The 20,699-nt window shown below is 40.7% G+C and carries 20 protein-coding genes; 4 read left to right on the top strand and 16 right to left on the bottom strand.

Features of this window, described 5'->3' with window-relative positions; all coding sequences use genetic code 11:
- Positions 1 to 19 precede the first annotated feature (19 nt).
- The 5 genes from lepA to rpoE all read right to left on the bottom strand — a co-directional run bounded on the left by lepA (position 20) and on the right by rpoE (position 4,714).
- Positions 20 to 1,810 (bottom strand): translation elongation factor 4, encoded by a 1,791-nt coding sequence (lepA, locus tag OHT75_RS12920; protein ID WP_264727248.1) that lies wholly within the window; start codon positions 1,808 to 1,810, stop codon positions 20 to 22.
- 148 nt (positions 1,811 to 1,958) lie between these two features.
- Positions 1,959 to 2,474, bottom strand: coding sequence for a SoxR reducing system RseC family protein (locus OHT75_RS12915; RefSeq protein WP_264727245.1), 516 nt, complete (start codon positions 2,472 to 2,474; stop codon positions 1,959 to 1,961).
- Positions 2,475 to 2,509: 35 nt separating this feature from the next.
- Positions 2,510 to 3,439: a MucB/RseB C-terminal domain-containing protein gene (locus OHT75_RS12910; protein WP_264727243.1), complete on the bottom strand. Its 930-nt coding sequence runs from the start codon at positions 3,437 to 3,439 to the stop codon at positions 2,510 to 2,512.
- A 63-nt stretch (positions 3,440 to 3,502) separates the two neighbouring features.
- Positions 3,503 to 4,108 (bottom strand): sigma-E factor negative regulatory protein, encoded by a 606-nt coding sequence (locus OHT75_RS12905; RefSeq protein ID WP_264727241.1) that lies wholly within the window; start codon positions 4,106 to 4,108, stop codon positions 3,503 to 3,505.
- 27 nt (positions 4,109 to 4,135) lie between these two features.
- Entirely contained in the window at positions 4,136 to 4,714 is a 579-nt protein-coding gene (gene rpoE / locus OHT75_RS12900; protein WP_188841302.1) for an RNA polymerase sigma factor RpoE, read from the bottom strand.
- A 232-nt stretch (positions 4,715 to 4,946) separates the two neighbouring features.
- Between rpoE and nadB the strand changes: the two genes are divergently transcribed.
- Positions 4,947 to 6,554: an L-aspartate oxidase gene (gene nadB, locus OHT75_RS12895; protein WP_264727237.1), complete on the top strand. Its 1,608-nt coding sequence runs from the start codon at positions 4,947 to 4,949 to the stop codon at positions 6,552 to 6,554.
- Between the two features lie 113 nt (positions 6,555 to 6,667).
- On the opposite strand, the gene OHT75_RS12890 is transcribed toward nadB, so the two are convergent.
- From OHT75_RS12890 to nhaA, 5 genes are all read right to left on the bottom strand, one after another.
- Positions 6,668 to 7,057 (bottom strand): protein YgfX, encoded by a 390-nt coding sequence (locus OHT75_RS12890; protein ID WP_264727757.1) that lies wholly within the window; start codon positions 7,055 to 7,057, stop codon positions 6,668 to 6,670.
- Between the two features lie 34 nt (positions 7,058 to 7,091).
- Positions 7,092 to 7,340 (bottom strand): FAD assembly factor SdhE, encoded by a 249-nt coding sequence (locus OHT75_RS12885; RefSeq protein ID WP_264727235.1) that lies wholly within the window; start codon positions 7,338 to 7,340, stop codon positions 7,092 to 7,094.
- Between the two features lie 37 nt (positions 7,341 to 7,377).
- The gene (nhaR, locus tag OHT75_RS12880; RefSeq protein ID WP_264727233.1) at positions 7,378 to 8,310 is read right to left on the bottom strand and encodes a transcriptional activator NhaR; all 933 of its coding nucleotides are present in this window, start codon (positions 8,308 to 8,310) and stop codon (positions 7,378 to 7,380) included.
- Positions 8,311 to 8,468: 158 nt separating this feature from the next.
- Positions 8,469 to 8,855 carry a hypothetical protein gene (locus OHT75_RS12875; RefSeq protein WP_264727231.1) on the bottom strand — a complete coding sequence of 129 codons (387 nt, stop codon included), beginning with the start codon at positions 8,853 to 8,855 and terminating at the stop codon, positions 8,469 to 8,471.
- Positions 8,855 to 10,027, bottom strand: coding sequence for a Na+/H+ antiporter NhaA (gene nhaA, locus OHT75_RS12870; protein ID WP_264727229.1), 1,173 nt, complete (start codon positions 10,025 to 10,027; stop codon positions 8,855 to 8,857). The genes OHT75_RS12875 and nhaA overlap by 1 nt, the downstream gene beginning before the upstream one ends.
- 343 nt (positions 10,028 to 10,370) lie before the next feature.
- Here nhaA and OHT75_RS12865 point away from each other — a divergent pair, with 343 nt between their 5' ends.
- Positions 10,371 to 11,222 (top strand): thymidylate synthase, encoded by an 852-nt coding sequence (locus OHT75_RS12865; RefSeq protein ID WP_264727227.1) that lies wholly within the window; start codon positions 10,371 to 10,373, stop codon positions 11,220 to 11,222.
- Positions 11,223 to 11,255: 33 nt separating this feature from the next.
- Here OHT75_RS12865 and OHT75_RS12860 read toward each other — a convergent pair whose 3' ends face one another.
- From OHT75_RS12860 to rppH, 3 genes are read right to left on the bottom strand one after another with little or no spacing between them, the layout of a single operon-like run.
- The gene (locus OHT75_RS12860; protein ID WP_264727224.1) at positions 11,256 to 12,056 is read right to left on the bottom strand and encodes a sulfite exporter TauE/SafE family protein; all 801 of its coding nucleotides are present in this window, start codon (positions 12,054 to 12,056) and stop codon (positions 11,256 to 11,258) included.
- A gap of 27 nt (positions 12,057 to 12,083) precedes the next feature.
- On the bottom strand, positions 12,084 to 14,318 hold the full coding sequence (gene ptsP, locus OHT75_RS12855) for a phosphoenolpyruvate--protein phosphotransferase (RefSeq protein WP_264727222.1): 2,235 nt from the start codon (positions 14,316 to 14,318) through the stop codon (positions 12,084 to 12,086).
- A gap of 27 nt (positions 14,319 to 14,345) precedes the next feature.
- Positions 14,346 to 14,870 carry an RNA pyrophosphohydrolase gene (rppH, locus tag OHT75_RS12850; protein WP_261297540.1) on the bottom strand — a complete coding sequence of 175 codons (525 nt, stop codon included), beginning with the start codon at positions 14,868 to 14,870 and terminating at the stop codon, positions 14,346 to 14,348.
- 885 nt (positions 14,871 to 15,755) lie between these two features.
- Here rppH and mutH point away from each other — a divergent pair.
- Together mutH and OHT75_RS12840 are read left to right on the top strand one after the other, a co-directional pair.
- A complete protein-coding gene (mutH, locus tag OHT75_RS12845; RefSeq protein ID WP_264727219.1) occupies positions 15,756 to 16,439 on the top strand; it encodes a DNA mismatch repair endonuclease MutH in 684 nt (227 codons plus the stop codon).
- 227 nt (positions 16,440 to 16,666) lie between these two features.
- Positions 16,667 to 17,698: an adenylate/guanylate cyclase domain-containing protein gene (locus OHT75_RS12840; RefSeq protein ID WP_406682021.1), complete on the top strand. Its 1,032-nt coding sequence runs from the start codon at positions 16,667 to 16,669 to the stop codon at positions 17,696 to 17,698.
- A 3-nt stretch (positions 17,699 to 17,701) separates the two neighbouring features.
- Here OHT75_RS12840 and oxyR read toward each other — a convergent pair whose 3' ends face one another.
- The 3 genes from oxyR to OHT75_RS12825 all read right to left on the bottom strand — a co-directional run bounded on the left by oxyR (position 17,702) and on the right by OHT75_RS12825 (position 20,361).
- A complete protein-coding gene (gene oxyR / locus OHT75_RS12835) occupies positions 17,702 to 18,622 on the bottom strand; it encodes a hydrogen peroxide-inducible genes transcriptional activator OxyR (RefSeq protein ID WP_264727214.1) in 921 nt (306 codons plus the stop codon).
- A 169-nt stretch (positions 18,623 to 18,791) separates the two neighbouring features.
- Positions 18,792 to 19,157: an Hpt domain-containing protein gene (locus OHT75_RS12830; RefSeq protein WP_264727212.1), complete on the bottom strand. Its 366-nt coding sequence runs from the start codon at positions 19,155 to 19,157 to the stop codon at positions 18,792 to 18,794.
- A gap of 247 nt (positions 19,158 to 19,404) precedes the next feature.
- A complete protein-coding gene (locus OHT75_RS12825; RefSeq protein ID WP_264727210.1) occupies positions 19,405 to 20,361 on the bottom strand; it encodes a TIGR01212 family radical SAM protein in 957 nt (318 codons plus the stop codon).
- Between the last annotated feature and the right edge of the window lie 338 nt (positions 20,362 to 20,699).

Genomic DNA, 20,699 nt, shown 5'->3' with positions numbered 1-20,699 from the left:
GCAATTGGGTTAATTATGATTAATCATTTAACTTTAATACTGCTAAGAATGCCTCTTGAGGTACCTCAACATTACCCACCTGCTTCATACGTTTCTTACCTTCTTTCTGCTTATTAAGCAGTTTCTTCTTACGCGAAACGTCACCACCATAACATTTAGCTGTAACGTCTTTACGTAGTGCTTTAATTGTTGAACGCGCAACAATTTGGCTGCCAATCGCAGCTTGAATTGCGATATCAAACATCTGTCGTGGAATAAGCTCTTTCATCTTTTCAACAAGGGCTAAACCACGATGACGAATATTCGTGCGGTGAATAATCATCGCCAGTGCATCGACTCGATCGCCGTTAATAAGGATATCTAATCGCACCATATCAGCAGGATCAAAACGAATGAAGTTATATTCAAGAGATGCATAACCACGGCTCGTTGACTTTAAGCGGTCAAAGAAATCCATTACCACTTCAGCCATTGGAATGTGGTAAGTTACTGCAACTTGATTGCCATGATAAACCATGTTTGTTTGCATGCCGCGTTTATCAATACATAAGGTAATAACGTTACCTAAATATTCTTTGGGTACGAGTATGTTCGCTTCAACAATCGGCTCCCGCACTTCTTCAATGTTGTTCAGTGGGGGTAAATCAGATGGATTATCAACATAGATCACATCGCCGTTAGTCATTTCAACTTCATAAACTACCGTTGGTGCAGTGGTGATCAAGTCTAGATTATATTCGCGTTCTAAACGCTCTTGCACGATCTCCATGTGCAATAAGCCAAGGTAACCGATACGGAAGCCAAAACCTAACGCACCAGAGGTTTCAGGTTCGAAAAACAGTGAAGCATCGTTTAGTGATAATTTATTCAATGCTTCACGGAAGTTTTCGTATTCATCAGTCGAAATAGGGAAAACACCCGCGTAAACCTGTGGCTTCACTTTTTTAAAGCCTGGAAGTGGTTTTTCTGCACCGTGTTTAGCATGAGTTAATGTATCACCTACTGGTGCACCATGGATCTCTTTGATACCTGAGATAACATAACCCACTTCACCTGCTCGTAGTTCAGGTTCGTCCTGTTCTTTTGGCGTAAAAATACCGACGCGATCCGCGTTATAGTTTTGTCCAGTTGACATCACTTTAAACTTGTCGCCTTTCTTTAGTACACCATGTTTAATACGAACTAAAGACACCACACCTAAATAAGCATCAAACCAAGAGTCAATGATCAGCGCTTGTAAAGGGGCATTTTCATCGCCTTCTGGTGGAGGGATTTTGGCTACAATTTCTTCAAGAACATCTTCAATACCAACACCGGTTTTAGCTGAGCAGCGCACAGCATCCATGGCATCAATACCCACAATGTCTTCAATCTCTGCAGCCACTCTATCGGGCTCTGCTTGAGGCAAATCGATTTTGTTTAGTACTGGAACCACATCAAGATTCATATCTAATGCGGTATAACAGTTTGCCAACGTTTGCGCTTCAACACCTTGACCAGCATCTACCACTAACAATGCGCCTTCACAGGCGGCTAGTGAGCGCGACACTTCGTATGAAAAGTCTACGTGCCCAGGGGTGTCAATGAAGTTTAATTGATAGGTATTTCCATCTTTAGCTTTATAGTCCAAAGTCACGCTTTGGGCTTTAATGGTAATGCCACGCTCACGTTCAATGTCCATTGAATCGAGAACCTGAGCAGCCATCTCGCGGTCACTTAAGCCGCCACAAAACTGGATAAGACGATCCGATAAGGTGGATTTGCCGTGGTCGATATGGGCAATAATTGAAAAGTTTCTAATGTGTTTCATTATGAGGCAATGACTACTACTAAAAAGGGTGAAAAATATGGTGTGAAATTGTACCTGATTAGGGTGCTAATACCAATCAGATTCATCATCCATATCCCAATCAAGCCTAAAATTGTCTAAAAACAAAGGCTCAATTAAATTGAAATGACTAAACCTGACGGAATAATTCAACCTGCTGGCCTAAATTACTGATGATAACGGGTTGTGCGTTGGCTTCAATTTTATGGGCAAAATATTTACCTACACGCCAACTCAATACGGCACCTAACAGGGCAAGCGTCATCGCACTAAGGTTAGTATCGATTTCAAGGACAAGCGCGAATAAATGCCCTATACCTGCAAATAAAAACAATCCTAACAAAGGAAGTAGGTAAACCAATGCTGCTGCTTGAATGATGACGCTTTCTGGAAGGCCCAATTTCAACATATCGTTTTTGTTATATGCTTGGTCACTGGCAATAGAAAATCGCTGGGTTTTAACCGAAAAAGCTTTAGCCACAGCCGATGTACCACAATTTTCATTATTAGCGCAGTGATTACAGGCGCTTTTTAACTCAACTTCGACCATTACCCAGCCAGGTTGGTAATCAACCACTTTAGCCAACTCCTCCAATAAAGGACTTGGCTTTAGTTCGCGAACTGAGGGCGTTGGTTGATTAGGCATATCTATTTGCTTATGGTTAATGGGCAATGAAAGCACTATTTTAACGCTAAACTTCTAGCAATGCGCTCTAAAGTTTGACTGGGGACTTTACCTAAGGCAACCACTTCAGCATTACCGACTTTTTCCACCACCATTGATAAACCATTTCGGGTGACTAACTCTTCAGGCATAGGAGCCTCTGGCGCTCTAGCAACGTAAACTGAAATATTCGCTAAACCATCGGTTAACGCAATATATTCAACCGGTTCATGAATACCAATTAAACGATGATTATCGCTTACAACCATGCTAAAACCTTGCGGTAACCAAGTGAACTGCCAATCTTGTGCATCTTTACGATCGGCTTGTTTGATCACTTCTGGCCAATCGTGCTTACTCGCCTCAACTAAAATACTGGGAGAGTCAGTAAATTCAATAAGCTCGATAACCATGGTCTGTTCGAGTAACTGCTTGTCACGATTCAGCGTGTCATATCGCAAAGGTAAATAGGTTTCTAAATCAAGCCAGATTTGCGCATCATAACGATATTCATCTTTGGCAATAAATCGAATCAATTGCCCCGCGCGACCTGCAATACGGCTGCGACCGCCTAATACAAATTGATACCCCTGCTCTAGTTTACTAATGTCACCATATAAAGATACCGGCCAAACACCTTGAATCAGGTTGGCGTTAACACTGTATGGGGGTTGGTCATGCTCTAAAAAAGTAACGGTATTATTCACTTTAACCGCATTTTTGGGCGGACCATTGAGATATTCTAAATAGGCTATTCGCTTTTCATCTACCGTACCTTGTAAAAATACCAAAGGACGCACATGATCAGCTTGAATTTGAACAACTGAGGCTTTGAACTGTGTTTCGCTAAGGGCTTGGCTCATGTTGACAAGCCAATCTTTTGCTGACAATTCTTCACTATGACTAAAAGGGGAAATGATTAACAGTGCTAGCAGGAAAAGGCGCAAGCTAACTCCTAGAAAGTAAATCAGCAATGGCCTATTGAACCATTGCTGTAGGGAGAATAAAAGTTATTGGTTGATTTCAGCTTGGTTAGCTTGCTCAACTTGAACACCTGGGTTTAAGCGTTGTTGCAGCATGTGATCTTGAATGTATGCGTTGATACGTTTGCGCTGCTCAAGCACTTGCTCGTTTGTATAACCTTGCTGATTAGTGACCGGACCCGTTTGTAAACTAACTGGAGACATAGTGCCCACTAACGGGCGGGTATTAAACACGGGTAATGGAGACTCAACATCTTGAGATTGATCGTAAGACTGCACACCCACAATGGCAACTAAAGCAACACTAGCGGCAATGGCATATTGGCCAAACTGCTTAAACAGCGAAACCACATTAGAGGTCTTAGGTGTCTTGGACTCAACACCTTGAACTTCTATCGCAGGGCTATTTTTAGGGGCCATAATAGTTGGTTCTAACTCAATAGCCGCTGCAATGCTTGCTGTAATATCTAAGTCGATGGCCGCGGGAAGTTCACCACGCATCGTATCACCAATCATGTGATAACGTTGCCACTCTTGATGAGAATCAACATCAGATGCAAGTTGAGTTAATGTTTGCGCATCAACCTCGCCATCAACTGCTGCAGATACCCACTCTTGACTTGATTTAACCATTTTTCACCTATCTTAATAACAAGGCTATTACTTTTCCAGTAGAGGCTGGAGCTGTTTATCGATTGCTTCTCGAGCACGAAATATTCGCGATCTCACCGTACCAACGGGACAATCCATGATGTTGGCAATATCTTCGTAACTCATACCATCTAATTCACGTAAAGATATCGCCATTTTTAATTCTTCAGGTAGTTTATCGAGCGTATCAAATATCACTTTACTCATTTGATCTTTCATCAACAAACGCTCTGGTGAAGCGAACTCTTTTAAAGCATCACTGCCTTCATAGTATTCAGCCTCTTCAATATCAACATCATTCGCAGGCGCTTTACGGCCTTGAGAAGTCAGAAAATTCTTTGCCGTATTCACGGCTATTCGGTACAACCAAGTGTAAAAAGCACTATCACCACGAAAATTAGCAAGTGCACGGTAAGCTTTAATAAAAGCTTCTTGCGTAACATCAGCTACATCCGCTTGATTACGAACGTATCGTCCAATCAGGCTCATTACTTTGTTTTGGTATTTCATTACCAACAGGTTAAAAGCGTTTTTATCGCCTTGCTGTACACGCTCAACTAATTGTTGATCACTATATTGTCCACTCATCCGAGCCGACTACTCCTAAATCTGTATCACTGATATTCAGTCGCTCGAATCCTGTTCATATAAGTAGACAGAGCATTTCGATAAAAGTTCGATAAAATATAAAAAAAAATTCATTTTGCTGGCTTTATGCCAAATAAACACTAAATAGCACGAACAAAATATCGGCTTAATGTACCCAAGTATGGTGTTTTGATTTACCATTACTGAACCATTTCTTTACCCATGATACCCGATGACACAAGCAGTTGAATACCAATCTGACATTTTGGTGATAGGTAGCGGTGCGGCTGGGCTCACTTTAGCACTTCATTTGGCAGAAACATCTTCTGTCATTCTCCTCTCTAAAGGTCCTTTAGCTGAAGGCTCAACCCTCTATGCCCAAGGTGGCATTGCTTCCGTATTTGATGAAGATGACACGATTGAATCCCATGTAAATGACACCCTAATAGCAGGTGCAGGAATATGTGATAAAGCCGTAGTCACTTATACCGCTGAAAATGCCAAAGCATCGATGCAGTGGCTGATAGATTGCGGTGTGGCTTTTGATAAAGAAGAAACGTCAGATAATCAAAAAGATGCGCCTTATCACCTCACCAGAGAAGGCGGCCATAGTCATCGTCGTATTTTGCATGCTGCTGATGCGACAGGCAAAGCGGTACAAACTACACTACAAGCACGCGCCCTTGCCCACCCTAACATTCGCGTATTAGAGCGCTATAATGCAATTGACCTAATTACCTCTCGAAAACTTAATCGCCCAGGTAACCGTGTGCTTGGTGCCTATGTTTGGAATCGAGATAAAGAACACGTCGAAACCATTACGGCAAAATTTGTGGCACTAGCAACAGGGGGATGTTCAAAGGTTTATCAGTATACCTCTAATCCAGACATTGCCAGTGGTGATGGTATTGCTATGGCTTGGCGCGCAGGTTGCCGCGTGGCCAATATGGAGTTTAATCAATTCCACCCAACGTGTTTATACCATGCTGAAGCCAAAAACTTTTTGTTATCAGAAGCATTAAGGGGAGAAGGTGCTTATCTTCGCCGCCCAGATGGCAGTCGTTTTATGCCAGAATTTGATGAACGCGCAGAACTCGCTCCTCGCGATATCGTTGCAAGGGCAATTGATTATGAAATGAAACGCTTGGGTTCAGATTGCGTGTATCTGGATATTAGCCATAAGCCTGCTGATTTTATTATTAAACATTTCCCGACGATTTATCAGCGTTGTTTAGAGTTAGGAATTGACATCACTAAATCGCCTATTCCGGCGGTACCTGCAGCTCATTATACCTGTGGTGGTGTGATGACAGATTTACATGGCCAAACTGATTTAACTGGCTTATATGCGATAGGCGAAGTCGCTTATACCGGACTGCACGGCGCTAATCGTCTAGCAAGCAATTCGTTATTAGAATGCTTGGTGTTTGCAAGAGCGGCCTCTCAGGATATTGAAAGTCAGCTTCAAAAAATTAAAATGCCGATGAATGTACCTAACTGGGACGAAAGTAAGGTCAGCAACTCTGATGAAGAAGTCGTCATTGCGCATAACTGGCATGAGCTCAGACTGTTTATGTGGGATTATGTTGGCATAGTCCGAACGGATAAACGATTAGAGCGGGCACTTAGACGCTGTATGATGTTGCAACAAGAAATCCAAGAATATTATTCTAACTTCCGTGTGAGTAATAACCTACTGGAATTACGAAACCTAGTGCAAGTGGCTGAACTGATTATTCGCTGTGCAATGGAGCGTAAGGAAAGTAGAGGCCTACATTATAATATTGATTACCCTAAACTGCTTGAAAATTCAGGGCCAACTATTTTGCAGCCCAAATGAATGTGCTGAGCTTTACCTAACAATATATTCCAAAGGAATATATTGTTAGGACAATTTAACGCTGTTATCAGTAAAATAGTCACACGAGAGCAAGTAGTGATACGAGGTTTATATTAACTAGACTGCTTTGCAAGACGACATAAAGTACGATACTGAGTGTCGTCTAGCATATCCGCCCACACACAACAGATTTGCCGTGAGTGATCATCAAACTCAAGATAAAGCAGACAAAATAAAGGGCAAATAAAAGCCGGTTTAGCTAATTTAAACCCGTCTTCTGTCCCAAGCCGACCGCCTGAACGTCCATCTAATACTATCTGACATTGCCAATGCCTTAATCGACGCAGTTGTCCAATAAACACTATGATGGCAGCTGACATACATCCATAAAAACAAATCGTTAATAAAGTTGAATTCAAGTTTGGCCACGCGATAAAACTGGTCATCACGACAGCAAATATTAGCCAGTAACAGAGATATTGATGAAACGATGCCCTCAACACAAAGAGACTTGTGCGAGGGGAATTTCCAGCTTGATTATGGTGCTGGGCGTCCACGAACTTTTATCACCATGGCCGCTAAATCGACATCGGGGCATTGTTCATGCCCCATGAACCATGCAAATAGTTCAGGATCTTCACATTCTAATAAGCGAATAAATGTCTGTTTTTCATGATCGGGTAATTGTTGATAATGTGCCTCAACAAAGGGTTGAAACAATACATCAAGTTCTAGCATTCCGCGACGACAAGCCCAGCGAACTCTCGCTATATTCATTAATTCCAACACATACTCCTGCAATAATGAGGATCAACCACCATGGCTAATCAGCGAATCCTAAACGATTATCAAAATCTTGTACTTGTTGATCTAACCCTAAAAATAAATCGGTAAAATCTGTTTCAAGTAAGCTTTTTACGGCAGGATGTTGAATCATTCGCTCAGCAAACATGACATGATATTCTTCTTTAATATCGGTGGTTTCACCTAATAAAACCATTCCTTGCGAAAGTATATCATGTCGATAAATAGACGGGGCAACAAAAATTCCGCGTTTGAAATAGCCAAAAGCTTTCATCATGGCCGCATCATCAAACTCACCTAAGATACTCACATTCAGATTTTTCTCAGCAAACCAGCTATGCAATTGTTGACCAAGTGAAGTACGGATCCCGGGGATCAATAATTTTTCTTGCTCTAAACAAGCAGGAAATGGGGCATCGATAGGATGAGCACAAAAAAAGCTGACACCGCACTCCCCCAATTTTTTAGATAAAATATCGCTGTATTTTAATGATTCACCGGCGCAATCCGATAATATCATATCTAATTTATGCTCACGTAAACGTGCAATCAAACTCTCATGGGTTGATTCATAACATGCTAAATGGATCGAACCATCGTGTGGAATAACCGTTAACAATACTCGGCTAGCGAGCGCTTTTGAGAGCGCATCAGCAATGCCAACCTCAAAGAGCAACGATGTGTCTTTTTGATAATTGAGCAAATCGAGCATTTCATAACTCAAGTTAAACATTTTATCGGTATAGCGAAACACAACTTCACCAAGTTCTGTTGCTTCCAAATTACGTCCAACACGCTTAAATAATGCGCCTTTTAATCGGTTTTCGAGTAAGCGCATTTGTCCTGTTATGGTTTGTGGTGTTAAACACAGTGCTTCAGCAGCTTTAGCGACTGACCCTTTGCGCTTAACCATCCAGAAATAATAAAGGTGATTATAATTAAGATGCTGCATAACATACGCCTTTTAAAGAATACGCTTTAGTAAATAAGCCAACTGTCACTCGTTCTGGTTAAGTTGGCAACTTAGCAGAATATCAACCACAGCATGCAAACCCCTATCTAAAAAAAATCGCCCACGAGCGTGAGCGATTTTTGATAAGTAAACATGCATTACTGCTTACGGCAATCCATCAATGAATTAATGACCAACTCAAGTTCATCACTGTTTGAAACGTTATCCATTGCAACCTGCTCAGATAAAGCATCTACAATGTCACCTTTAATTGGTACTTGGCTGACGCAATATTTACTGTTAGCCGTTTGATAGCGTTTTCCAGCACGATACTTTAATGCCCTAGACTCGTAGCTATTGGCTTCCACTTTCTTTGCGGGCACGTCTTTACGGTACATTAACGCACCATCAACTACACCTTCAAGATAGCTTGTACAGCTTTGGCTAGTTGAATCGGTTAAGCACACATCAAACGCGCTTGCAGAAACTGGGGAGGCATATACCCCTATGCTTGCCACTAAAGCAACAACAGATAACGTTTTCATTATTTGGCTCCTTTTTTCGGTAACACTTTGTCTAACCAGAAGTACCCCAATAAAGCCGCAAGTAATGAACCCGTCAAAATGCCTAATCTAGCAAAGTCACCAAACGCTGCTGGTGAATTTTCAAATGCAAGTGAAGCAATGAAAACTGACATGGTAAAACCAACACCACACATAGCCGCCACAGGAGCAATATGTTTCCAACCTATACCCGGTGGTAATTCTGCCCATTTAAGCTTAACCGCAACAAAACTAAACAGTAATACACCAATCGGTTTGCCCAACACTAAACCTAAAATAATACCAATGGTAATGGGCTCAGCAAAAGAGGCAAAAGTCATATTAGCCAATGATAAACCCGCATTAGCAAATGCAAACACTGGCAAAATTAAGAACGTACTCCAAGGATGTAAGCTATGTTCTAAGTGCTCTGAAGGCGATGTGCCATCTTTAGCTCTTAACGGAATACAGAATGCGATAATCACGCCTGCTAATGTAGCATGTACCCCAGATTTCAATACTGCAACCCAAAGAATGAACCCGAGTAATCCGTAAGGTGTTAATGATGTAACCCCTTTACGATTTAATAAAACCATTAGTCCAATCGCAATCGCCGCAATAATCAAGCTCAGCATTGATAAATCGGTACTATAGAACAGTGCAATGATGACAATCACACCAAGGTCATCGATGATCGCCAACGCTAATAAGAATACTTTTAATGCGACTGGAACGCGATTGCCTAGCAACGCCATAATACCCAAAGCAAAAGCAATGTCAGTCGCGGCAGGAATAGCCCAACCAACTTGAGTTGCAGGGTTTGAATAATTAAACATCAAATAAAATAGCGCGGGGAATAGCATCCCGCCGATAGCGCCAAAAGTAGGTAAAGAAGCTTTTGCTGCTGTTGATAACGCCCCTTCTAATAGTTCGCGCTTAACTTCTAAACCGATCAACAAGAAAAATAGTGCCATCAAGCCATCATTAATCCACAACAATAGTGGCTTATCAATATCTAGTGCACCGACACGGACTTGTACCTCAGTATTTAAAAAACCTTCGTACAAACCAGATAGTGGTGAATTTGCTAAAATCATGGCCAAGGCGACAGAGATCATTAAAATGATCCCACCTGCAGACTCTTGGCTCAGAAAGTTTCTAAGTGCTTTTTCCATTTGTAACTCCTAAAAATCGATCCTTTGAGTCTATACCAGAACATTAAAACAAATATAATCGAATGTTTCGAGCTAATACATCGAAAAAACCGAATCGAGCTCACATTTAGTCGTTTTTACTGAGTAAATGCCCCTAAAAGCGCTGTAAACTAATAAATCTAATGTTAATTTACACTTCAATCACTAATCCATTTGCAGATAAATACAACATAAATGTTAAAAAAACATTTTTCAATCAGTATTAAAAATGGCTGTGAAGTTCATTTTAGTAAAAGATTGGGTTTAAGCGTCAACAACACAAAGGTATACTCAGCAGATAACGCACAATGAAATCAGGGACACCATGAAACAATATTTGGACCTTTGCCAGCGTATCGTTAATGAAGGCGTTTGGATTAATAATGAACGGACAAATAAACGTTGTTTAACCGTCATTAATGCAGATCTGACATACGATGTTGCCAATCATCAATTTCCACTAGTTACCACCCGGAAAAGCTACTGGAAATCTGCAATTGCTGAAATTATTGGTTATATGCGTGGTTACCAAAGTGCGGCTGATTTTCGTGCTTTAGGAACCAAAACCTGGGATGCTAACGCAAACTTAAACGAGGCATGGTTGAAGAACCCTCATCGCAAAGGCGAAGATGATTTAGGATTAATTTACGGCGCATTAGGGCGAGCGTTTCCAAAACCTAATGGAGGCCATGTTGATTTGCTACAAGGTATTGTTGATGATCTGACTAAAGGGGTCGATAATCGTGGTGAAATCCTGACCTTTTTACACCCTGGGGCATTTGACTTAGGCTGCTTACGCCCATGCATGTATGAACATCATTTTTCATTATTAGGTGACACCTTATATCTAAACAGTACCCAGCGCAGTTGTGATGTGCCACTTGGGTTAAACTTTAATATGGTTCAAGTTTACGTATTATTGGCATTAATGGCGCAAATAACCGGTAAAAAACCTGGTAAGGCTTATCACAAAATTGTTAATGCCCATATTTATGAAGATCAACTAGCGCCCATGCGCGATATTCAACTCAAGCGTGAACCTTTCGCTGCCCCGCAGTTGATTATCAACCCTGATATTAAGAGCCTTAAAGATATTGAAACTTGGGTCACATTAGATGATTTTGAAGTTAAAGGATACCAGCACCACGATGCGATTCAATATCCTTTTGCGGTGTAGAATGTATTCAAATTCTGTTTAGTAAACCACTACTTAACTGAATATCATTTTTAGCCCCACAACCAATAACAGGCCTGCAAAGGCCTTTTTTAGTTTTGGTGTGGGTAACGTGCTAGCGGCTTTAACGCCAAATGGCGCAAAGATCATTGAACTAATAATAATGCCAAATAACGCTGGTAGATAAATATACCCTAAGGTGCCAGAAGGTAAATCAGGCGCATCAAAGCCGGCTACAACGTAGCCTATCGTGCCAGCTATCGCAATCAAGAAGCCCGTGGCTGATGAAAACCCCACAGCCTGCTTCATTTGTAAACCACAATAACTTAAAAAAGGCACCAATAATACGCCACCACCAATGCCCATCATTCCAGCAACTAATGCGATAATCACAGAGACAATAAACAACACACCATCGCCAGGCATTTGTCCTTCACCCTTAGCTTTAAACGGAAAAGCCATTTGCAAAGCCATTAACACCACAAAAACAGCAAAAGCTTGCTGCAATCGATCAGACGAGATTAACTCAGATACAAATCCCGCTGAAAGTGCCCCGATAATAATGCCGGGTAAAATGGGTTTAAATAACGCCCAAGGAATATTTCCGCGTCGGTGATGCGCGGTAGCAGAAGATAAAGAAGTTAAAATAATCGTGCTAAGCGAGGTTGCTATCGCCACATGAGTTAATTGCGAAGAGGTGACTCCCACCCAAGGCAAAATATACAGCAGGGCTGGAACAATAATAAGCCCTCCGCCAATACCCAGTAACCCAGCTAAAAAACCCACTAAAGAACCTAATGCTAAACAAATAGCAAAAATAAGTAGAAAATTATCCAAGGTTGTCCCCTAAAAATGACCTGCGGGTTAATGCAATATATCTTCCAATTGATGCTGCACAGTAAATGTTTGTAGCAGTTGCCTCACTTGCGTGGCATTTGAGACAGCCAAACAACGCTCTAATAACAAGTTAAGATGACGGCATGACACACGCCTGAGTAGATAATTAATTCGTGCTAGGCTTGCTTGGTTCATGCTGAGTTTCGTATAACCCATAGCGACCAAAAGCAAAGCGCCATAGGGCTCGCCAGCAAGTTCACCACAAACACTCACATCTAATTTGTATTGTTGGCATTCATCTAATGCACGTTTTAATGCACGTAAAATACCGGGGTGATAACTATCAAACAAAGAACTTACACTGGGGTTATTACGATCCACCGCCAATAAATATTGGGTTAAATCGTTACTTCCGACGGAAACAAAATCGACCCTTTTGGCCACGTCAGCTAATTGATAAAGCAATGCTGGCACTTCTAACATCACGCCAATTTTAGGACGAGTCAATACTCCTGCCAATTCAACATTAAGCTCTTCATAAGCTTGGTCTAAATATTCCAAGGTTTGATCTATTTCATCTAAATTACTGACCATAGGTAAGAGGATTTGCAATTGCTTACCTGATCCACCCGCTTGCAGCATTGCTCTTAATTGCACTAAAAAAAGCTCTGGATGATCTAAAGACAATCGAATTCCACGCCAACCAAGAAAAGGATTATCTTCTTTGATCGGGAAATAGGGTAATGGCTTATCACCACCTACATCAAGAGTGCGCATAACAACCGGCCTGGTTCCTGCCACGTTAAGCACTTGCTGATAAACCTTAATTTGTTCAGCTTCGCTCGGAAAACGTTGATGCAGCATAAACGGAATTTCAGTACGATATAAACCAATGCCATCGGCACCGTCAGCTATGTTTGATTCCATGCCACTTAATAAGCCAGCATTGAGGTATAGATGAATACGCCTGCCATCTAATGTTTTTGCAGGCAGACAAAGCTCAGCAGAAAAACGCTTTTGCTTCTCTACATCAGCATTGATCAGCACCCGATACTCATCAACCACTGTTGGAGAAGGCGACACGAGCAACTGACCACGAGTCGCGTTCAACACCAACAATTTATTATCGATGTTGGTGTCTAAAACCTGTTCAACCCCAATTAAAGCAGGCACGCCCAGTGCGCGAGCAAGAATGGCAGCATGCGCATTGACCCCGCCTAATTTAGTGACAATGCCGGCTAATTTATGTCGAGGAAACTCAGCCAACATAGTGGCATCGACCTCTTTAGCAACCAAAATTACAGGTGTATCGGGTTCTAATTCTAATCGATCGGGTTCAATAAGCTGGCGTAATACTTTTTGGCCTAACTCACGAATATCGCTTGCACGTTCTTTTAGATAGGGGTCATCCATCGCCAAGAATTGTTCGATATAACGAATAGAAACCCGACTAACCGCAGATTCGGCTCGCCATCCGCCTGTCACTTCACGAACATATTCACCGCCAAGGCTACTGTCATCAAGTAACATTTTAAAAGCCGAAAAAATTGAGGCGACATCGTCAGCTTGATCATGTTCAAAACGTTGCGAAAGGGTGTTTAATCTGTCTCTGCTGCGGTTAATTGCAAGTTTAATTCGCTGTGTTTCATAAGCTATATCTTCACAAGCTAAATCAGCTTGTTCGAGTGATATTGCACCTCCAAGCACAAACCCTTTTGCAATGGCGATACCGCTTGAGGCTGTGGTACCACTAAATACCACTTTATCTTGTACATTGGTGATAGCCGCTCTATTTTTTAAACTGCGGATCACCACTGCCAGCTGCGCAGCTAGCGTCATCAAAAAGGCTTCTTCACCCTCGCTAAACTGTCTGGCATCAGGTTGTTGCACGACGATGACACCCACAACCATTTTTTGATAAATGATGGGTACGGCCAGAAAAGCGCGATATTCTTCTTCTTCAACTTCGGGGAATAATTTAAAACGGGGATGCACTCTAGCATCAGCAAGATTGATTGCTTCTTCACGCTCAGCCGCTAATCCAACCAACCCTTGTGACAAGGGCATTTTCACATGACCAATAGCAGAACGCTGAAGTCCTTCAGTTGCCCAAAGCACTAGCTGTTTCTGCTCTAAAAGATAAACAGAACAACACTGGGTTGCCATCGCTTGTTTGGTTTGCACAACCAATAAATCAAGCGCTACGTCTAACGAATTAGCCGCAGCGACAGCCTGTGTAATGTCCCTAAGTGTATTTAACACTTTTTTCTCATCCTTTAATAATGGCAGTTAATTTCGGTTACGGCCTCTTCGTCTATTTTGATGAACTTCCCTGGCTTGCAGCGCTAAAGTTGTGACTGCAAACTCTTTCATCACCTTACGATAAACATCTCGTTTAAATGACACCACTTGCCTAACAGGATACCAATAACTCACCCAACGCCAATCATCAAACTCTGGATGACCCGATGAATTCAAGTTAATAGTGTTATCATGTCCCTTTAGTTGTAGCAAAAACCATTTCTGTTTTTGTCCAATACACACAGGCTTGCTGTCTTGCCGAATTAATCGCTTTGGTAAACGATAACGTAACCAAGCACGCGAAGTTGTCAGAATTTGAACGTGTTCAGGTAAAAGACCGACTTCTTCATATAATTCTCTATACATGGCTTGCTCAGCAGTTTCGCCTTCATCAAGCCCACCTTGTGGAAATTGCCAAGAATGCTGACCAAAACGTCTTGCCCACATAACTTGACCGAACTTGTTACAGATAATGATGCCCACATTTGCGCGAAAGCCGTCGCTATCAATCACATGGACTCCAAATTCACAAAAATTTCATTGATGTGATTGTTTCACAAAGCTTGGCTATCGGCAAACACCTATTTTCAACATAATTTGGGATAAATATAAATTAAATGCAATTTTATCAACAGCAGAAACCATTACAACTGTGCGTTATCCACAAAATCTGTGGATATCTCTGTTTGAAACTTCCGTAAACTAAGATATTTGGTTAAAAAAACAGTCGTGACCGACTTGTTTTAAAAAAACAACCATCAACAAAAATTATTTATAAACAATACATTATAATTTAAAATTAAATATGTAAAGTATTAAAAAACCTTGAAGCTCATTTTTTAACCGCACTTAAAGTTATTCTACAAACCTCATTGACACAATAAAACTTATTCACAAATAACAAGCGAATATTTATAAAAAAAGCCTTTTTTTCAATAAAAAAGTCATTGACGATAGATTTTACATCGGTTAAGACAATAACTTTAGCGTGTTATTCAACAAAACTGTGGATAACTATGTGTGAAATACTAGGGATAAAAGCGTGTAACTTTTTTAAAAGGCCATTATCTGAAAAACAAAATGCATTTAAATGTCTTATTTTCATAAACTTAAAAGATCATTTTTAGCGTGAATAACTTACCCATATTTTAGTGAGCATATTTTAACCACACCAAGTTAAAAGCATCTAGTCCACATTAATCAACAGACTATGATTTTCTGCTCTAGGAAAACAATATAATGACAAAGAGTTGCACTTGATGCTGATATTGATAACCTAAACCACATACTTGATTTCACTTAATTCAGTTTGAGGTTAGCTAAGGCATTAATAATGTTAGCGCTGAATATAGCTGCTGCAGATAGATTGATTAACCAAAGTTCGGGTGACTAACCTTTATGACAAAACCAGCGCCTAAAAATATCCATGAATTGATGTTACGAGCCAATGCAATGGCCGGAATATCTTTAGCTGACATAGCCGCAGAGCATCATATTCCCGTACCTAACAACCTTCGGCGAGATAAAGGCTGGGTAGGACAGCTCATTGAATTAGAGCTTGGTGCATTAGCGGGTTCAAAACCCGAACCTGATTTCATCCATTTGGGGGTAGAATTAAAAACGATCCCGATAGACAAGCAAGGAAAGCCATTAGAAACCACTTATGTGACAGTTGCGCCATTAACTGACATTCATGGTCTAACATGGGAGCAAAGTGTGGTATTTCATAAGCTTCGATGTGTTTTATGGGTACCAATTGAAGGCGATCGTCATATCCCTGTAGGGCAAAGACGTATAGGAACCCCACTACTTTGGTCGCCCTCCCTAAAAGAAATGGCTTTACTCAAACAAGATTGGGAAGAGATTATGGAAAAAATAGCTTTAGGTCATGTGGATAATATCACCGCCCGCCACGGTGAAGTACTGCAATTACGCCCTAAAGCCGCTAACAGCCATACATTAACAGAAAGCATTGGACCTGATGGAAAATTACAATTATCCAATCCACGTGGTTTTTATTTAAAAATTCCCTTTACCCAAAAAATTCTCAGTAATGCTTTTGCCATTAATACGGCATCATAACGGCTAACAGAGCTTATCTTTTTTCATGCTACAAGGAGGAACTTTGGCTAAAAGTAACGTTTTATGGACATCTCTTGATCTAAATCACAATTACCACTAACACAAGTAGGGTTTTTTCGTTAAAATGCCGCCTCCTTTGCAGCCCACTTCGGATTAAACTTCTAACCGTGAAAGCCAAGAAGCAAGTTAAAAAACTCGCGTTTGCCATATTAGCTTGGTGCTTTGCTATGGCCGCATTTGTTTTTTTTCGTTACGCACAAATGCCAGAACTCCCGCAATGGGCCGTTGGCCAAGGCGATCTCGCAACACTGGCCATTTTTATGGGCTTTGTATTTGGCAGCCTTCATTGGATGTCTAACCTTATTGCCGATTTCAGCGCAATTAGCCGTCTTCCCTATCTTTTTTCAGTCATATTCAAAGGGTTATTCTTACTACTTGGTGCAACAACCTTAGCTTATGTGACGCAATTTTTGAACATGTGGGCAATTGAGAACCATATGGTAACCTTGCGCCAAATGCTAACCGCACATGTGCTTTATAGCCCTTCATTTCAAGCGTTAGTTGTTTATCTAGTTGTGGTTAGAGTCGGGCTTGCGTTTATTGAACAAATGGGGTTATTGGTAGGACCAAGAGTTTTACTTAATATTGGACTGGGTAAATATCACAAACCCAGATATGAACAGCGCTTATTTTTATTTTTAGACATGGCGTCTTCAACCTCACATGCTGAGTCATTAGGTGACTACCGCTTTTCAAGATTAATTCAAGATAGTTTTAGTTTACTGGCAGATACTGTGATCAGGAACGATGCCGAAATTTATCGTTATATGGGTGATGCTGTGCTGATCCATTGGCCATTAAAAGAAGGGATCCAACACGATCGCTGCATGAATATTTATTATGAATTTTGTAATGAACTTCAATGGCAAAGAAAATACTTTGAAGAACAATATGGGTTCGTACCGAAGTTTAAGGCTGCAGCTCATTGTGGTCAGGTTGTTGCTGCTGTAGTTGGCGTACACAAACAAGAAATAAGCTTCTTTAGTGACGTATTAAATACCCTCGCCCGTCTGCAAGATCAATGTAATCCCCTTGGCCAACGCATGCTGTTATCAGGGGATTTAGCACACCGTTTGGAACAACAGGGCAGCAATTATCAATTGCAAGATCTTGGCTTAATACCGCTAAAAGGAAAACAGCATCCTATTGAAGTTTATGCTGTTTCCCCAAAAAACACGACATCAAGCTTTAATCGTTAACCGCTATTTTTTAGCAAGCACTTGTGGCATCAACTTTTGTTGAATAGCTAAGCCTAAGGTTCTAAAAGTGCTGATCCTGCTAGTGGTTTGCCGCCATACTAAACCGATATCACGATAAGGCGCCTCACCTGGTGGGTCCATCACTTTAAGTTCAGTGTCTTTCAAAATACCCGCATCAATCGCCATTTGCGGTAAAAAGGTTGTGCCCAGCTTGCTATTAACCATCTGCACTAAAGTATGCAAGCTTGTGGCCGCAAATGGGTTGATTTTTGCGCTATCGCCTAACTGGCAAGCCGTAATAGCATGACCAGTGATACAATGCTCTGCCTGCAATAAAAAGATACTTTCATCAGGCATAGATTGATAATCAATTGGCTGTACCACATCATGGGACATCTCCTGATGCATCACCATTTTAAAAGGATCAATCCCGACTTTCATGCTATGAAAACCACTGGTATCGACCGGTAAAGCCAAAATCAATAAATCAAGCTCTCCTTTTGCCAAAGCATCAAGTAAACGCTCTGTGGTGTCTTCTTTCAATAATAAAGACAATTGTGGGTATTCTTGTTGGCAAAGCTTGACCACTCTACTGAGTAAAAAAGGCGCGATGGTGGGTATGCAGCCTAGACGAATTTCGCCCGTCATTGGTGCCCCCTGATTTTTAACTAACTCAACCAAATCATCAACATTAGTTAAAATATCACGAGCACGTTCAACCACTTCTTCGCCAATTGCCGTAAACATGAATGATTTATGATCACGTTCAATCAGTTGGTAACCCAATTGTTCTTCTAAATTTTGAATGCCACTGGATAAAGTTGATTGACTAACAAAACAAATTTTGGCGGCGCGATTGAAATTCTGCTCTTGGTATAAGTTAACCAAATAATACAGGTTCTTAAGACTAGGAAGGTTTTTCATGTAATCGATTATATAAGACCAAGGTAATTCAAATAATGAATTAACAACGCCAGAATGACAAGGTCAGTATGATGAGCAATTCCACAAAATCAGTAAAAATGATAAAAAAATGCTCCTTATATTAAGGAGCATGTCAATTCGCTTTATAGCTGCAATTGGTATCGAGAAATTAAGCTTTCGCTTCTAAGAATAACTTCAATTGCTGTAAATCACGTTCTGCATGTTCAACAATACCTGCTAACCACACTTTATGCTCGGCATCCCATGTGGTTTCTTCGCCATGCTGAAGCGACTGGGCAAACTGCTGAATACGCTTCAAACCAACAGAACCTGCTGCCCCTTTGAATTTATGAGCTTCTGAGCACAATGTCTCTTTATCGCCAGCGTCATTTGCTTTAACTAAACTACCAACATATTCAGGCATTAATTGTTCAAATAACACGACACTTTTCAATAACGTGCCTGCTCCGATTGCACTGATATATTGCTCAAGAGTATTCAGATCTAAAATAGCATCTAACTGCGTTGCGGACATGTAGGGCACCTCTATTAAATTAAAATTCTAAATCGCAATCTATTAAATTAACTTTATAATACCCCGTCTTTTGCCCTATGCAAGCTTTCAGCAGTGTATGTGTGCTAAACCTCGCACAGCCAACAAACTGATAACAATTGTACAAACAACTATTCATCATGGCGAAAAAAACATCTTAACAATTACGATTAAAACGTCATACATTCAGCCATATAAATATAAAATAGCGCCACTTATCATAAACCTACTACAGAGAACAATTTTTACTGTTACCAATGAGTGCACTTCCCTGTTCTCCTTTCACAGCTAATAAATCAACAATGGCGACCAATCCATCCCATCTGAACCCACACCACTGTGGCGCGATTAATAAAGGTTTTTTAGCGTATGCCGTGACTCTATGATAAATGATGTGTTTTGGTGTATTGCAGATCAACTCAGTAGCTGCTTCGGCATAATCTTGAATACTTAAAAGTGAAAAAGGTTTATAGCGCCATTGTTTGGCCATGGTACTGCCTTCAACAATATGTAGAGGATGTAATTTCAATCCATCAACCCCCACAGCTAAAACCTGTTTCAGGCTAGACATATAATCCGTTAACGTTTCATTAGGTAACCCCAAAATCAGGTGACAACACACTTTAAGTCCGCGCATGCGCGCTCGGGTAGCTGCATCTTGGTATGCGGCAAAATCGTGCCCTCGATTAATACTTTTCAACGTCTGATTGTTTGCAGTTTGCAGACCCAACTCTAACCAAACCTCAACACCCGATTTTTGGTAACTCACCAGCAAATCTAATACATCATCAGGGACACAATCGGGCCTTGTGCCAATGTGTAATGCCACAATTTGTGAATCCTGTATGGCTTGATCATATTTAGTTTTTAACTGCTGATATTCTTCATATGTTGATGTGTAAGCCTGAAAGTAAGCAATATATTGACTGTCACTATGGCTACTGCTTGCACGAGGATTTTCTTTCAAGTTCATTTTAGCCGAATCAAGTTGGACTGCAATTGACTGCAATTCCCCCTGCTTTTCATGAAAAGAAGCCACATTACAAAAACTACAGCCTCCTACACCCAATGTGCCATCTCTGTTAGGACAGGTGAATTTAGCATCTATAGTGAGCTTTTTTAGTCTTTTACCATAACGCCTTTTACAATCCGCGCCGTAAGTATTGACGAAATCATCTAAGCCCATATTTAACCTCTACCCTATTGCAAAACGGCGCTTAATTTAGGATAAAATCAAACAGCAAACTTAGATTTAAATCAAAGAAAGCGAGTTTAACCAAGGCCCAGTGTAAAGACTGTAAACAGTTAAAGATTGTTTAAAACAACATCAATAAATTTTAAATTACTAAAAGTGAATATTTAGTCACAAACAGCATTTATACCCACTGCCACTGTGTTTGGAATAAAATTCACTATTTCTATTTCAAAAACAATTTACCCACCTTGTTACCAAAAAGTTACAAACAAAACTGCAATATATTAAAATTCTTTTTATTCATAACGTTATACAGGCAAAACCACAGT

The sequence above is a fragment of the Shewanella subflava genome (genome assembly GCF_025971955.1).
GTDB lineage: Bacteria > Pseudomonadota > Gammaproteobacteria > Enterobacterales > Shewanellaceae > Shewanella > Shewanella subflava.
The sequence above is the reverse complement of the archived record's forward strand: the minus strand, read 5'-3'. Positions and strand labels throughout refer to the sequence as shown.